Origin of the sequence: Imtechella halotolerans, from assembly GCF_028743515.2 — a bacterium.
Taxonomy (GTDB): domain Bacteria; phylum Bacteroidota; class Bacteroidia; order Flavobacteriales; family Flavobacteriaceae; genus Imtechella; species Imtechella halotolerans.
Map to the genome: position 1 here is coordinate 2,659,771 of NZ_CP117969.2, position 15,170 is coordinate 2,674,940.

The 15,170-nt window shown below is 34.9% G+C and carries 9 protein-coding genes and 1 tRNA gene; 8 read left to right on the plus strand and 2 right to left on the minus strand.

Annotation, left to right across the window (positions count from 1 at the left end; all coding sequences use genetic code 11):
* Positions 1-134 precede the first annotated feature (134 nt).
* The 5 genes from PT603_RS11900 to PT603_RS11920 all read left to right on the plus strand — a co-directional run bounded on the left by PT603_RS11900 (position 135) and on the right by PT603_RS11920 (position 9,716).
* On the plus strand, positions 135-662 hold the full coding sequence (locus PT603_RS11900) for an RNA polymerase sigma factor (RefSeq protein ID WP_008236162.1): 528 nt from the start codon (positions 135-137) through the stop codon (positions 660-662).
* 91 nt (positions 663-753) lie between these two features.
* Entirely contained in the window at positions 754-1,869 is a 1,116-nt protein-coding gene (locus PT603_RS11905) for a FecR family protein (protein WP_008236160.1), read from the plus strand.
* Positions 1,870-1,981: 112 nt separating this feature from the next.
* Entirely contained in the window at positions 1,982-5,422 is a 3,441-nt protein-coding gene (locus PT603_RS11910) for a TonB-dependent receptor (RefSeq protein WP_162097713.1), read from the plus strand.
* An 11-nt stretch (positions 5,423-5,433) separates the two neighbouring features.
* Positions 5,434-6,777, plus strand: coding sequence for a RagB/SusD family nutrient uptake outer membrane protein (locus PT603_RS11915; protein ID WP_008236156.1), 1,344 nt, complete (start codon positions 5,434-5,436; stop codon positions 6,775-6,777).
* Between the two features lie 119 nt (positions 6,778-6,896).
* Positions 6,897-9,716 carry a M16 family metallopeptidase gene (locus tag PT603_RS11920; protein WP_008236154.1) on the plus strand — a complete coding sequence of 940 codons (2,820 nt, stop codon included), beginning with the start codon at positions 6,897-6,899 and terminating at the stop codon, positions 9,714-9,716.
* A 312-nt stretch (positions 9,717-10,028) separates the two neighbouring features.
* Here the strand turns inward: PT603_RS11920 and PT603_RS11925 are convergent.
* Positions 10,029-10,102 (minus strand) — tRNA-Asn (locus tag PT603_RS11925).
* Positions 10,103-10,358: 256 nt separating this feature from the next.
* Positions 10,359-11,678 carry an RIP metalloprotease RseP gene (rseP, locus tag PT603_RS11930; RefSeq protein ID WP_008236153.1) on the minus strand — a complete coding sequence of 440 codons (1,320 nt, stop codon included), beginning with the start codon at positions 11,676-11,678 and terminating at the stop codon, positions 10,359-10,361.
* A 239-nt stretch (positions 11,679-11,917) separates the two neighbouring features.
* Here rseP and PT603_RS11935 point away from each other — a divergent pair, with 239 nt between their 5' ends.
* The 3 genes from PT603_RS11935 to feoB all read left to right on the plus strand — a co-directional run bounded on the left by PT603_RS11935 (position 11,918) and on the right by feoB (position 15,059).
* Positions 11,918-12,595, plus strand: a complete 678-nt coding sequence (locus tag PT603_RS11935) for an SCO family protein (RefSeq protein WP_008236151.1) — start codon at positions 11,918-11,920, stop codon at positions 12,593-12,595.
* Positions 12,596-12,723: 128 nt separating this feature from the next.
* Positions 12,724-12,963: a FeoA family protein gene (locus PT603_RS11940; protein ID WP_008236149.1), complete on the plus strand. Its 240-nt coding sequence runs from the start codon at positions 12,724-12,726 to the stop codon at positions 12,961-12,963.
* On the plus strand, positions 12,960-15,059 hold the full coding sequence (gene feoB / locus PT603_RS11945; protein WP_008236146.1) for a ferrous iron transport protein B: 2,100 nt from the start codon (positions 12,960-12,962) through the stop codon (positions 15,057-15,059). Before PT603_RS11940 ends, feoB begins: the two co-directional genes overlap by 4 nt.
* The last annotated feature ends 111 nt before the right edge of the window (positions 15,060-15,170 follow it).

Consider the following 15,170-nt stretch of genomic DNA (forward strand, 5'->3'; position numbering starts at 1 on the left):
CCTCTATAAGGTTGCTTTTTTGTACCTATTAATTTTAACTTTAATAATTCTATAAGAAAGTTAAATGGTTTTTAAGTTTTAACAATTTGTTTAATTTAGCATAACATCGAGTTAAGTGGGAAAAGTAATTATTGATGTTAATTGTTCAAAGGTTAAAAAGAGAAGATATATCCGCACTTGAGGAAGTATACAATAAACACTTTGCTCGTGTATATTCAATAGCATTCAAGTATGTTAGGGATGACTATTTGGCATCTGATTTAGTACATGATGTTTTTATTAAATTATGGAAAAATAGGGAGAAACTATCAGAAGAATTAACATTGGATCATCAGTTGTTTGTAATAACAAAAGGGATTGTAATTGACTATTTAAGAAAGAAAGTACGAGAAGAAAAGCTTCTTTATGATTACCAAACTACATTAGAAGAACCAGAGGAGGATACAAAAAATGACTTAAGAAATAGTCGTCTTCGTAAGATGTATTCTATTATCGAAACTATGCCAAAAAGACAGCAGGTAGTTTTTAAAATGATAAGGTTGGAAGGCTTTACTTATGATGAGGTTGCCGAAAGACTTAATATCTCTAAGAATACAGTGTCAAATCATTTTACCGCAGCCATGAAGTTTCTAAGAAAGAAAATTTATTTTCTATTTTTTTAGGGATAAATTAAGCTTGAATCAAAAATTTAACATTTTAAACTAGTGATTTCATGAAATTGAATCGTATTCCTAGTAAAGGAATCAAAATTTCATGAAAAAGGAAATTGAATATTTAATCGAAAAGCTCACAAAGGGGATGGGCTCAGAAGAAGATATAAATAAGTTGATATCATATCTTAAATCTGGAGATTATAGTGAAATTGAAAAAGAACTTAAGGAAGAATGGGAAAAGGATTTTCATAGAATTTATAATACCACTCAAAAAGAAGTAACCCTAAGAAAAATACAGAAGAGTATTAGGAAGGAGAAGAGAGGCAGAATGTTTAGAAGAATTCATACTGTTTCAAGGTACGCAGCTGTTTTTGTTGGGATTGTGGTTGTTTCTGTTTGGGTATACAAGTATCAATTACAACCTACCATTCCTTTAGATAAAATTACCATAGAGCAAAATGATGGTACTATTTTAATTATCGAGGATAATGATACTTCTAAGCCATTATTGTCAAGTGATTTAAAACGAGACTTGATAGCTCCTGGAGACAGGACGAAAGCTTCTGATGTGGAATATAACACACTGAGAATTCCAAACGGTAAAAAACTTCATTTGCAATTATCAGATAGCACTATAGTCATACTAAATTCTGGTTCACATTTTAAATTTCCAGTTGAGTTTGTCCCAAATGAAAAAAGGCAGGTATATTTAGATGGTGAGGCTTATTTTAAGGTAACACATAATCCAAGGAATCCATTTGTTGTGAGGGGGAACAGTACTGAAACAGAAGTGTTAGGAACAGAGTTTAATGTATCTACTTATTCTGATCAGGAAACTGAAAACATTGTTTTGGTTGAGGGAAAAGTTAAGGTTTATGACACTCAAGGTAATGCTCCACTTGAGTTAGATCCAGGCCAATTAGCTAGTTTAGTTAAAAACTCTTCTACTATACAAAAATCAGATGTTGATGTGTTTAATTATGTGGCATGGACCTATGGTATATTGGTTTTTAGCAATGAGTCTTTTGGCCAATTGATCCCAAAATTAGAGAGATTTTACGGTGTTGAAATTTCAATGAATAATCCTGAATTAAAAACCAAAAGATTCACCGGAAGATTTGAGTATGAAACTGTTGAAGAGTTATTAAGCACCTTTCAAAAGACAACAAGGTTTAGCTTCACCAAAACGAATTATAAAATTAGTATTAACCCTTAAACCAACATGTATGACTAAGTTTCGATAAAAAAAACGGGAAATGCGCCAACATTCCCCGTATGAAAATTTAAAAATTTTAAAAACTATTCAATTCTTAAATCACATCAAAATTATGAAAAATTATCAAGCTTATCCTTCTCTTAAAAGGGTAAAGTTGAATCAAACGCTGTTCAGGCTTTTTGTGTTTTCTTTTTTTGTACTTAGTATTCTTCCTGCAAAGGCAGAAGTTTATTTACAAAGCAAAATCTCATTGAGATTAATGTCAGCGCCACTTGAAAAAGTATTCAAAGAAATCGAGAAGGTAACTCAATACAGTGTTTTCTATCAAAACTCTTCCATTGATACCAGTAAGAAAATATCCGTTGACTTTAAAGAGGTGGAAATCGAAGAAGCAATGGAATTTATACTTAAGGGTACAAACATAAAGTTTGAAATTCTTAAAAATCAAATCATACTTACACCAAAACCGAGCAAAATTGAAAAGAATTTATCGCAAGTAGGTATTATTCAGGAAAATGTTATTCATGGTGTTGTTCTGGATGAAAATAAGTTTCCGTTATTGGGGGCAACTGTAAAAATTAAAGGAACTTCCAAAGGAACCTCAACTGATTTTGATGGGAAATTTTCATTACAAGCGCAACCTAATATGATCCTGGAAGTATCATATGTGGGTTTTAAAACAAAGGAAGTTAATGTTGGTAATCTAAATCGACTTGAGATTGTATTAGAGACAGACTTCGGGGCTCTTGATGAGGTTATTGTTGTCGGTTATGGAACTACAGACAAACAAAATATTGTGGGTTCTGTAGGAGTGGTTAATATACAGGCTTTACAAACTCAGGCTCCTACAATTAATCTAGATAATGCATTACAGGGACAATTAGCTGGGGTATATATATCAAGTGCTAATGGTCAACCTGGAGCGCCTGCCCGAGTGAGAATTCGTGGAACAACATCCTTACAGGGTTCAAACCAACCATTATATGTAATTGATGGCATCCCAGTAGTTCCTGACAGCAATATTCCAACCCAAGGAAGAGGAGGGCAAAATTTGGGGAGTGAACTTGCCCAACAGGGTCTTAACACGCCTATAGGAAATATTAATATAAATGATATAGAATCGATAAGTGTTCTAAAGGATGCCTCCGCAGGTGCAATTTATGGATCTCGTGCTGCTAACGGGGTTATAATAATAACCACTAAAACAGGTAAATATGGTCAAGGGTCAAAGTTTAACGTTGATTATTCAGTAAGTATACAAGAACCAAAGACCCTAGACGTACTGAATGCAGAGCAGTTTAAGAAAGTAACTTTAACTGCGGTGCAGAATGGGGTGATTAACAATGCCTATACCCAAAGTGTGCTGGATGGTTCCTATTTTGGGAATGTTGATACTAATTGGGAATCAATGCTCAAGCCTTCCATGGCATTGACTTCTAATTTTAATATAAATGTCCAAGGCGGAAATGAATCAACACGCTATTTTTCCGCAGTTGGGGCAAATAATCAAGAAGGTTCCTTTAAGGGATCTAAATTTGATCGGTATTCATTTAAATTGAATTTGAATACTAAAATTAACGAGATTTGGGATTTTGGGGTAACATCAAATTTATCCTTTAGTGAACAACAAGCCTTAGATGGAGCCTTGGTTGATAGGATGTATATTTTTAGACCTGATTTACCTGTTTATGATAATGATGGAGGGTATTCTTTTTCTCAAGGGTATGCACTAGAGAATCCAGTCGCTTTATCTAAGGCGCGCAATAGTAATCAGACATTATTATTACTTACCTCTATTTTTACAGAATTAAAAATTTCAGAAGGTCTTAAGGCTAGAACCCTTATTTCACTTAATTATAATAATGGTAATCAATTTAGTTTTTATCCAAGATTTACTTCTCGAGGTGGGTGGCATCGATTAACAGGAGAAGGCGACGGTTATGCACAAGAAAGTAAAGGCAATTTTTCCAATGTAATGTGGGAAAACACACTTCGCTATAATAAATCATTCAAAGGAATTCATAATATTGATGCAGTACTTGGAGCTTCTTTTGAGCAGAATAGTACGTCCCAAGTAAAGGCCTGGGGCACTGGTTTTTTTAACGATGTACTCACTAATATTTCAAGTGCGACGGTAAGTAGAGATGCTTCCTCACTAAAGACTGCCTATGGTTTGGAGTCTTATTTTGGTAGATTGAACTATAATTATGAGGGTAAATATTTAATGAGTTTTTCAGCTAGAATAGATGGCTCTTCCAAGTTTGCAAGAGAAAATAAACATGCTTTTTTTCCTGCTTTTGCATTAGGGTGGAGGTTGTCTGAGGAATCATTTCTAAGCAAATTTGAAAAAGTTGATGATCTTAAATTAAAAGTAAGTTGGGGTATGACTGGTCAGCAAGATTTTGGACCATACCAATGGAGAACACTGTATGAGACAGATGATTACGGAGGACAACCTTCAGTGGTAATGACTCAATTAGGGAATGATCGTTTAAAATGGGAACGTAGTAAACAATTTGATGTTGGACTTGATTACTCTTTTTTTAATAGTCGTTTGTCTGGAACTGTTGGTTATTATATTAAAAGCACGGAAGACGCCATTTTTACAGCCATAACACCAGGTAATACGGGGTTTAGCTCTGTCTTAGCCAATGTTGGAAGCACTGAAAATAAGGGAATTGAGTTTGAAGTTAATGGGGATATTATTAAGTCAAATAATTTTAATTGGAATTTGTCTTTAAACATGAGTTTTAATAGAAATAAGCTCACTAAAATTTCAGATGATTTTAAGGATGAATCAGGGTTTTTAACTGGTTTTCCTGGTGGAGGGCGGCTAAAGGAAGGCAGTCCTATTGGGTTGATTTATGGGTATGTGTCTGAAGGGATTTTTCAAACCCAAGAAGAAATAAATCTACTTAACCAAGGATCCTCAACAGGGATATATCAAGCGGCTGCTACATCTCCAGGAGATCTGAAATTTAAAGATATCAACGATGATGGCCGTATTACAGCAGAGGATCAAGAGGTTATCGGAGATACTCAGCCTGATTTTTTTGGAGGGCTTATTAGTACAGTTTCACTCCAGGGTTTTTCCTTAACCGCAATGTTTACCTATTCCATGGGCAATGATTTACATTGGTTTAATCAGGCCAGGTCGATTAATTTTTTCAATTCCTCATTTGGAGAAAATAAAACACCGGAAGTGTTGAATGCATGGACTGCTGAAAGACCAACAAATCAACCTCGAATAGTGTATGGTGACCCAAATGATAACGACCGAATTTCTAGTTACTACGTGTATGAGGCTTCCTATTTACGGTTGAAATCACTGAACTTGGGTTATTCTTTTTCGCCAGAGACAATCAAGCAGATTGGAATAATAAATAGCCTGTCGGTATATGTTAGTGGACAAAACTTATTCACTTTTACCAAATACCCTGGGGCTGACCCAGAAGCTTCAAATTTATATAATAATGATATTAGTGCCGGAAGAGATAATAATAGATATCCTATTTCGAGAATCTTTACGGCAGGATTGCGAGTTGGATTTTAAACGTACTAGATATGAAAAAATTACATATAAAAATATTATTACTTTTTGCATTTGTTAGCTCTTGTCAGCTTACTGATGTTCTTGATCAAGACCCACCTAATAATTTAGTTCCCGAAAACGTGGTCAAAACTGAGAGTGATGCAAAGGCAATCCTCAATGGGGTTTATAGCCAAATTATTTCGTTCTCAAATGCTTACTATTATATGTATTCCGAACTTATACCTGGGGCTTTAAGTGGTTCTATGAGCACCATTGGGTTTGGTTCTGCTGCAGAGTTTGCTACAAACTCTTTGCTTTATGAAAATTCTCATGTTGAGAATTTTTGGTTGATTAAGTACAGAGTAATGGATGCAGCTAATAATACTATTAAGCTAGTTGGTGAACTTCCAGATTCCGAATTTACAGGGAATAATAAGAATGAAATTATTGGAGAGGCCCATTTTTTAAGAGCTATGGCAACCTTCGATCTTTTGCGTTATTTTGGTGAGTTTTATGATGTAAATAGCCCCTACGGAATAATTGTACGTACTACACCTGTGAATTTTGTGACAAGGAATAAGGAACGTAGTACTGTTTTAGAAACATATTCCCAAATCCTATTAGATTTGGATTACGCAATTGCAAATGCACCTGAATTTTCAGTTTCTTTTAGAGCTTCCAAATTGGCGGCAAAGGCACTTAAAGCTCGAGTTTTATTGTTTATGGGGAATCCCGAGGAAGCTGCATTTGTGGCTGACGAAGTTATATCATCACCTTTACGCTCTTTAGAAGGTACTTTTGAACAGGTCTTTAATAAAGGATTAAATTCAAATGAAATGATATTAATGACTCATCGGAATGCTGATTCAGATACAGAAGACAACAATAGGAAGCGTTTTTATTCTGGCAGAACAGGAACTACGTGGCTGCCGGCTATTATGAATGGTGATCCCAGAGTTCCATTGACATATAGTGGTCAGAACATTTTAAAAGTGAATCATGTCAATACATATAGGCCAACCTATTTTATTCGTTTGGCGGAAATGTACTTAATAAAGGCAGAAGGATTGGCTTTTTCAAATTTGGCAAGTTTAGAAGAAATTCAAGAACCACTTAATGTAGTAAGGCTCCGCGCTGGAATAGGAGAGTCTCAAGCCGTAACAATTCAAGAGGTTAAAGAAGAAATCTTTAATGAATATGTAAGGGAATTGGTTTTTGAAAATGGGAGTGAGTGGTTTTCAGCTATTAGGTTTAATAAAATAATGGACTTAAAACCACAGATCACTTCTAGTAATCAATTTATTCTGCCAATACCGGAAAGTGAAATTTCTGGAAATGCTAAGGTTACTTTATCTGATCAAAACCCAGGTTATTAATCCACTTTATAGTTTTATCCCAAGCTTCGTTCTAAGAGTGAATGAGGCTGGGTTTTCCATTTGACTCATATGGATATCATATAGGTCTACAATACTATTAAATAAACTAAACAATTATTATGAATAAATTCATTCAAACTCTTATCGCGCTGGTTGCGATACTAATGCTACTTCCGGCTATAATGACTGGCCAAGGTTATAATTCTCCAATCCCAATAGATAATACTGTGGTTCATGGAAAACTACAAAATGGTCTTACTTATTATATTAAACATAATGCCCAAACCCAGCATAAGGCTGAACTACGTCTGGTTCTTAATGTAGGCTCAACGCTGGAAACAGATGCTCAGCAAGGGATAGCACATTTTTTAGAACATATGGCCTTTAACGGCACAAAACACTTTAAAAAAAATGATCTTATTAAATATTTGGAAAGTCTAGGTGTTCAATTTGGAGCTGATTTAAATGCACATACAGGATTTGATGAAACGGTATATAAATTAACACTTCCAACTAATAATGAAACTGTATTTGATAATGGATTGCAAATTTTACGTGATTGGGCTGATGGTATAACTTTGGATGAAATAGATATAGATGAAGAAAGAGGGGTTATTATAGAAGAAATGAGGGGTAGATTAACTGGGCCTCAAAGATTATTTACAAACTATATACCCTTGTTAGTCAATGATGCTCGACATGCATACAGATTTCCTATTGGAAAAGAAGATGTTGTAAAAAACGCCCCGTACTCGGAATTCAAAAATTTTTATGATACCTGGTATAGGCCAGATTTAATGTCTGTGATTATAGTGGGAGATATTAATGTGGAAGAAACTAAAAATAAAATTGTTGAATATTTTGGAGGGATGGAAATGCCTGTAAATGCAAAAGATAGACAATATTATAATATACCTGATCATGAAGGAATTAAAGTAGGGGTCTTTAAAGACAAGGAGGTGGAGAATGTCCAGCTTTATGTTTATTTTAAAAAGGAGGATAAGCCTGTTTTGACTTTGGGAGACTATCGTGAACAATTGATTGAAAGACTATTTAGTGGCATGCTCAATCAGAGAATTTTAGAGGAGATGGAAAAGGGAGAAGCGCCTTTGTTTAAGGTAAGTGCGGGAATTGGCCGAATGCTTGCCAATAAAGATGCGTATCATATTACCGCCTCCTTAAATGAAAATAATATCTATGATGGAGTCATTTTCGCTTTACAGGAAGGGGAACGAGTAAGGCGTTTTGGATTTACACAACCTGAGTTGGACCGATATAAAGAACAGTTGCTTAATTTGGCTGATTTAAATCGTATGGAGGAAGGGAAAATTAACTCACGTACATATGTAGAGCAATATGTTGATCATTTTACATTCAATACTCCAGTACCAGGCAATGAATTTATTTACCATTTTTACAAAAGTAATCTCCCAGAGATTTCTTTAGATGAAGTGAATGCAATAGCTCAGAAATGGATTGTTAAAGATAATGTCAGTCTTGTATTGACAGGACCAGAAAGCCCAAAGGTAGCTTATCCGACTGAAGGTGAATTGATAGATCTATTACAATCATTTGATAAGGTTGAGTTGGATCCATATGTAGATGAATTGGCAAAAAATAAAATAATGGAGGATCTCCCTAAGGTGGGAGAAATACTTGCAACAAAGTATAACCAAGATTTGAATATTACAGAACTTATTTTAGAAAATGGGGTTACGGTAATTCTTAAGCCAACGCTACTCCAAAATAGCATTGTTAATATGAGTGGCTTTAGAGATGGCGGAAGTTCCTTGGCAGAGGATAAGGATTACGTCAGTGCTCGATATGCAGGAGAAATTATTAACGAAAGTGGAGTAAATGGAATATCAAAAAGCGGTATAAATAAGCTAACTATGGGAAAAGCTGTAAAAATAAGGCCATTTATTAATTTTTATGAGGAACTTATTTCGGGAGCAAGTGCTACGGCTGATATAGAGACTTTGCTTCAATTGACCCATCTATATTTTACAAACCCAAATAAAGATGAGCGGGTTTTTGAACTTTATAAAGATAAACAGATTGCTATGGTTCAAAATGATGGTATTAATCCTTCCAATTATTTTTTCAAACAAATTGCGATTGAAACTAGTGGAAATCATCTAAGAGCAGTTCCATTATCAAGTAATCAGATTGTTGAGGAATTAGATCTGGAAAAATCTGTCAGCTTTTATAATGAACGATTTTCTAGTGCTTTTGGATTCACATTTATATTTGTTGGAAACTTTGATATTGAAAAAATTAAACCTCTTATAGCTCAGTATATTGCTAGTTTACCAGGCCATCAAATAGCAACTAAATCTAAGGATATAGGATTGCGATACACCCAGGGGAACAATAAGGTATATTTTAAAGGAACTGAGGCAAAAGCAGATGTGCAACTACGTTTTAATGGAGGAATTAGGATTGATGAAGATACGGAGGATATGATGAATGCCTTGGCGAGTTTGGTGAAGCTAAAACTCTATGAAGAACTACGGGAAAAGCGAGGAGGTGTGTATGGCGTTCGAGTGTCTGGTTTTGCTACAGAAATTCCATATGAGTGGTACAGACAAAGTATTGAGTTTACTTGTGATCCCAGTAATGTAGAGACCCTAATAAAGGCCACTATGGATGTAATTGAGAAAATAAAGGATGAAGGAGTGGCACAAACAGATGTAGTTAAGATTCAGGAAGCAATGCTTAAAAGAGCAGAGGAGGCATTGCAAAACAATGGTATGTGGGCTTCAAGGATTAAAGAAAGTTATAAATATAAAAGGGATTTAAAGAAAGTTTTATATGATATGAGTTTTATAGAAAATCTTTCGGCAAGAGATTTGCAAAAATGGGCTAGAAAGTACTTGACTGAAAAGCAATTCTCTCGATTTGTATTGCTTCCAGAAGGTAGCAAAGATTTAAATTAGTCAAAAGAAGCGGTCTCAAAAGGACTGCTTCTTAATTTTTATATATACGATTTTGATTGATGTACGTATTTTTTTGAAATCAGTGTATTGCATAATACCGATAAATCGTTAGTTCCTTCAAATATGAAAAGAATATAATTTAAATAGAAATACAGATTTTAATTCTAGTTTAAAATGTTCAAATTAGTGATAGATAAAATCTTGGACTCAATGTAAATGAATTAATCTATAGTTGTTGAACCCTTTTTAGGTAGATTCAAATCTATTGTAAATCAAAAAATCCAGTCTATATTATAGACTGGATTTTTATTGCTCCCCCTCTTGGGCTCGAACCAAGGACCCTCTGATTAACAGTCAGATGCTCTAACCAACTGAGCTAAGGAGGAAGGTGTTTAACCATTTTTGCGGTTGCAAATATAGGGCTTTTTTCAAATGCACCAAATTAAAATTGAATTTTTTCGCAACTATTTTTTCATTGGGAGGCCTTTTGTTTAAAGGTGTGAGGGCAATTGCTTGATTGCAAAGTTATTACTAATTTAGATCTTGTTGGTGAAAAATACATTTTTTTAAAAGATACTTCCTTGATTAAATAAAAATGCCATGCTAAGCACGGCATTTTTATTTTTATGAGTTTACTAGTGGTTATTTAAATAACCAGCGATAAATATCATTTCCGTTAGCAAATAAGACCAAACCTATAAGCAGGAAGAAGCCTATCATTTGAGCGTATTCTAAAACCTTATCACTTGGTTTACGACCTGTAATCATTTCGTACAACAAGAACATTACATGTCCACCATCTAATGCAGGGATTGGTAGTACGTTCATAAATGCAAGAATTATAGAAATGAAAGCGGTTGTTGACCAAAACGCTTGCCAGTCCCATGCAGGAGGGAACATGTTTCCTATGGCTCCAAATCCACCTACTTGAGAGGCACCTTTTTTAGTGAAAATATATTTGAATTGTGCTACATAATCATGAAGTGTCCAGTATCCGAATCCAAATCCCTTAGTGATCGCCTCACCGAGTGAGAATGATGTGTGTGTTATTTTAATATCTTTATAGTTTAGACTATTTATTCCTAGTTTTCCTTCGCTATCAGGGCTTAACTGAATTGTTTTTGCACTTCCCTCACGCTCCACTTCTAAGGTTACTGATTCAGTGCTTTTAATTGGAAGATTAGCCGCTAGCTCATCGAAAAATTGAATAGGTGTACCATTAACACTAATTAATTTATCTCCTTTTCTAAGCTCACTGTTAGAAGCTGGAAAACCTGCATGGATGGTGTCAATTACTGTTGACCGACGTGGAGTGAATGGTAGCATTACTCCTTTTTGGAACATATAGTTTCCTATGGTGTCTGGTAAACTGATTGCAATGGTTTGGCCATTGCGATCTATTGTCACTTCTTGTACATCGCGTACCATAAGATAGCGATTAATATCTAGGGCGTTATCAAGTGGTTGACCATTAACATGTGTGATTATGTCACCTGATGCAAAGCCAAAAATTTTCATTTCTTGAGCTACTGCATACCCATGCGGCATATCTGAAGGTTTTAATTTTTCCTGTCCCCAAACAAAAAGTATCATCATGTAAATTAGAAAGCCGAGGATTAGGTTTACCGTTACACCGCCTAACATAATTATAAGACGTTGCCAGGTAGGTTTAGAACGAAATTCCCACGGTTGAGGTGGTTGGGCCATTTGCTCTTTGTCCATGCTCTCGTCAATCATTCCTGAAATCTTAACATAGCCACCTAACGGTAACCAGCCAATTCCATAAACGGTCTCGCCAATTTTCTTTTTAAATAGAGCATATTTAACATCGAAAAACAGGAAAAATTTCTCGACACGTGTCTTGAAAATTTTTGCGGGTATAAAGTGTCCTAATTCATGTAAAACAATTAGGATAGATAAACTTAATAATAATTGTAAAGCCTTAACAATAAATGGATCCATAGTTTAGTATAAATGAAAATCGCACAAAAGTACGTTTTTCAACCTTTTAAAAAAAGTATCAATTACTAGGCTAGCATTTTTTAAGGAAAGATTAACCCAGGATAGGGATATGAAATCTTTTTTTTAATAATAGCCTTCGAATTGGATTATTGTGTTAAGAGTTGTTAATGTGAAGGACGATCCGATATTGAGGAGGTGATAACTCACTCAAAACAGTTATTTTTGTAAAAAAAATTGACATGCTTTCTTTTTTTAAAAAATTCTGGCCGGCAGCAATTACTATAGGGGTATTATCGGCTATTATTCTTCCGATGTTTTATAGTGCATTGAAGCCTGAAGAACGGTTACCTGTTTTTCAACCTGCTATGGTTAATTTTGAATTGGTAGATAGTTCAATGCAGCATATTAAAAAGTACCATACTATTGCTGATTTTCAATTAGTAAACCAAAATGGAAAAATCATTACACAAAAGGAGTATGAAAACAAAATATATATAGCAGATTTTTTCTTTACAACCTGTCCAACTATTTGTCCAGTTATGACTAAAAACATGGTAGCCATTCAAGAGGTGATAAAGAATGATCCTGATGTAATGCTTTTGTCTCATACAGTGACTCCAGATATTGATTCTGTTGCCCAGCTTAAGAAATATGCCATGGAGAAGGGGGTTATTGATAGTAAGTGGAATTTGGTAACCGGAGATAAAAAGGAAATTTATCAGCTTGCTCGTAAATCCTACTTAGCAGTTAAAGAAGATGGTGATGGCGGTCCATTTGATATGATACACACAGAAAATTTTATATTGGTTGACAAGCAAAAACGAATTAGAGGTTTTTATGACGGTACTGATGCAGAGGAGATGGAAAAACTCATAGACGATTTAAGAATTCTAAAAGCCGAAAAAGACCAACAATAGTCGAAGTAAGATTGTGAAACTGAAAGCTATTAAAGAGGACTATCTTCTCTTAATATTTTGTAAAATCTTTTCTATCCTGAGAAAATATGTTACTTTTGCTTCTTTAAAATCAATCTAAATAAGACGTAGTGACTGTAGCCGATTTAAAACGTGGTGAAAAAGGAATTATCAAAGACATTTCAGCAGATGTCATTCCGATGAAATTATTTGAGATGGGGTGCCTCCCAGGAAATGAGGTAGAAGTGATACAACTAGCACCTTTTCACGATCCAATGTATTTAAACATAAATGGATCTTTTCTAGCCATACGTAAAGAAACTGCTATTCTTATTGAAATAGATAAACTTGAGGTAAACCATTCGCTATGAGTAAACAAATAAATGTAGCACTCATTGGGAATCCAAATACAGGGAAAACCTCTGTGTTTAATCAATTAACAGGTCTAAATCAAAAAGTAGGAAATTATCCAGGTATTACAGTTGAGAAGAAAGAAGGACTGTGTAAATTACCTCGTGGTGTTAAGGCTCATATTCTAGACCTTCCAGGCACCTATAGTTTGAATGCTAATTCATTAGATGAAAATGTAGTTATTGAGCTCTTACTCAATAAGAACGATAAAGATTATCCGGATGTAGCCATATTGGTTGCTGATGTTGAGAATTTAAAAAGAAACCTACTTCTTTTTACTCAAATTAAAGATTTGGGAATACCAACAATTCTTTGCATTAACATGGCAGACCGAATGGAACGCAAAGGGATTTCGATTGATATTCCTTTATTGGAAGAAAAGTTAAAAACAAAAATTGCCCTTGTAAGTACTCGAAAAAAAACAGGAATAGATAGCCTAAAAGAACTTATTCTGGACTACAAAAATATTTCTACAGAGCCATGTGTTAATGCTTCCGTTATTGATAAGGAGTACTTCGATGGATTGCGAAAGGCTTTTCCTCAACAGGTTCTTTACAAGTTGTGGCTGGTAATTACCCAGGATGTAAATTTTGTAAATTTAGATAGGAAGCTAGTAAAAGACGCATCAGATTTTTCTACTAAATCGAAATCTGAGCTTAAACGGTTACAACAAAAAGAAACCATAATTCGCTACCAGTTCATTAATGGTGTGCTCAAGGAGGCTCACAAAGTAGATCTTAATGCAGCCAAAGGTCTTCGTAGCACCTTTGATAGAATCTTAACCCATAAGGTTTGGGGCTATGTTGTTTTCTTTTTGATTTTACTACTTATTTTCCAGGCCATCTATGACTGGAGTAGTGTTCCAATGGATTTTATTGATGCCACATTTGCATCCTTGAGTGAATGGGCAAGAGAGGTGTTGCCTGCAGGTTCATTTACAAACCTTATAGCCGAAGGGGTTATTCCAGGCATAGGAGGTATCGTTATTTTTATTCCTCAAATCGCTTTTCTTTTTCTATTCATTTCAATTCTTGAGGAGAGTGGCTATATGAGTCGTGTCGTTTTTCTTATGGATAGAACGATGCGCCGATTCGGGCTTAGTGGTAAGAGTGTTGTGCCGCTTATTTCTGGTACTGCCTGTGCTATCCCAGCTGTAATGGCAACTCGTAATATAGAGAATTGGAAAGAACGACTTATAACTATATTAGTAACACCGTTTACTACCTGCTCTGCAAGACTTCCAGTTTATTTGATTATTATTGCCTTGGTAATTCCTGAAGGTCGATTTATGGGGTTGAGTTATCAGGCTATGACCTTAATGGCATTATATCTTCTTGGATTTGGTATGGCTATAATTTCTGCAGCCATTCTTAATAAAATATTACGAATTAATAAGCGAAGTTTTTTCGTAGTTGAAATGCCAAACTATAAGGTTCCGTTGTTTAAAAATGTTACAATAACAGTGGTTGAAAAAACCAAAAGCTTTGTATTTGGCGCCGGGAAGATCATTCTTGCAATTTCTATTGTGCTTTGGTTTTTGGCATCCAATGGACCAAGTGATAAATTTCATAATGCAGAGGAAATTGTAATGGAGAGTCAAGAGACTTCTCATCTTTCAGAGGAAGAATTAGAAACACGAATTGCTTCATTTAAATTGCAAAATTCATACATTGGTATTGTTGGACAAGGTATCGAGCCAGTTATTCAACCATTGGGTTACGATTGGAAAATTGGAATTGCAATAGTGTGCTCCTTTGCAGCTAGGGAAGTATTTGTGGGAAGCTTGGCAACCATTTATAATGTGGGAAGTGAAGACGAACAAACTATAAAGAGTAGAATGGCGACAGAGATACATGAGGCTGATGGATCTAAAGTATTTGATTTTCCAGCGGGTATTTCATTACTATTATTTTATGCATTTGCCATGCAATGTATGAGTACATTAGCAGTGGTGAGACGTGAAACAAATAGCTGGAAATGGCCAATGATACAATTGGTAGCTATGAGTGGATTTGCATATGTAGTAGCTCTTATCGCATATCAATTATTAAAATAGAAATGGAATTATTTCAAGAAATAGCAATGTATTTAACCGTAGCGGGGGCACTAGGGTTCCTGCTACGCAAATATATTTTTCCTAAAAGAACTAAAAAAGGGTGCAATAGTA

What these genes read in the sequence shown, in the direction of transcription:
- PT603_RS11935 (WP_008236151.1), top strand. Translation starts at nt 11,918, where the DNA reads ATGCTTTCTTTTTTTAAAAAATTCTGGCCGGCAGCAATTACTATAGGG.
- PT603_RS11905 (WP_008236160.1), top strand. Translation starts at nt 754, where the DNA reads ATGAAAAAGGAAATTGAATATTTAATCGAAAAGCTCACAAAGGGGATG.
- feoB (WP_008236146.1), top strand. Translation starts at nt 12,960, where the DNA reads ATGAGTAAACAAATAAATGTAGCACTCATTGGGAATCCAAATACAGGG.
- PT603_RS11915 (WP_008236156.1), top strand. Translation starts at nt 5,434, where the DNA reads ATGAAAAAATTACATATAAAAATATTATTACTTTTTGCATTTGTTAGC.
- PT603_RS11900 (WP_008236162.1), top strand. Translation starts at nt 135, where the DNA reads ATGTTAATTGTTCAAAGGTTAAAAAGAGAAGATATATCCGCACTTGAG.
- PT603_RS11910 (WP_162097713.1), top strand. Translation starts at nt 1,982, where the DNA reads ATGAAAAATTATCAAGCTTATCCTTCTCTTAAAAGGGTAAAGTTGAAT.
- rseP (WP_008236153.1), bottom strand. Translation starts at nt 11,678, where the DNA reads ATGGATCCATTTATTGTTAAGGCTTTACAATTATTATTAAGTTTATCT.
- PT603_RS11920 (WP_008236154.1), top strand. Translation starts at nt 6,897, where the DNA reads ATGAATAAATTCATTCAAACTCTTATCGCGCTGGTTGCGATACTAATG.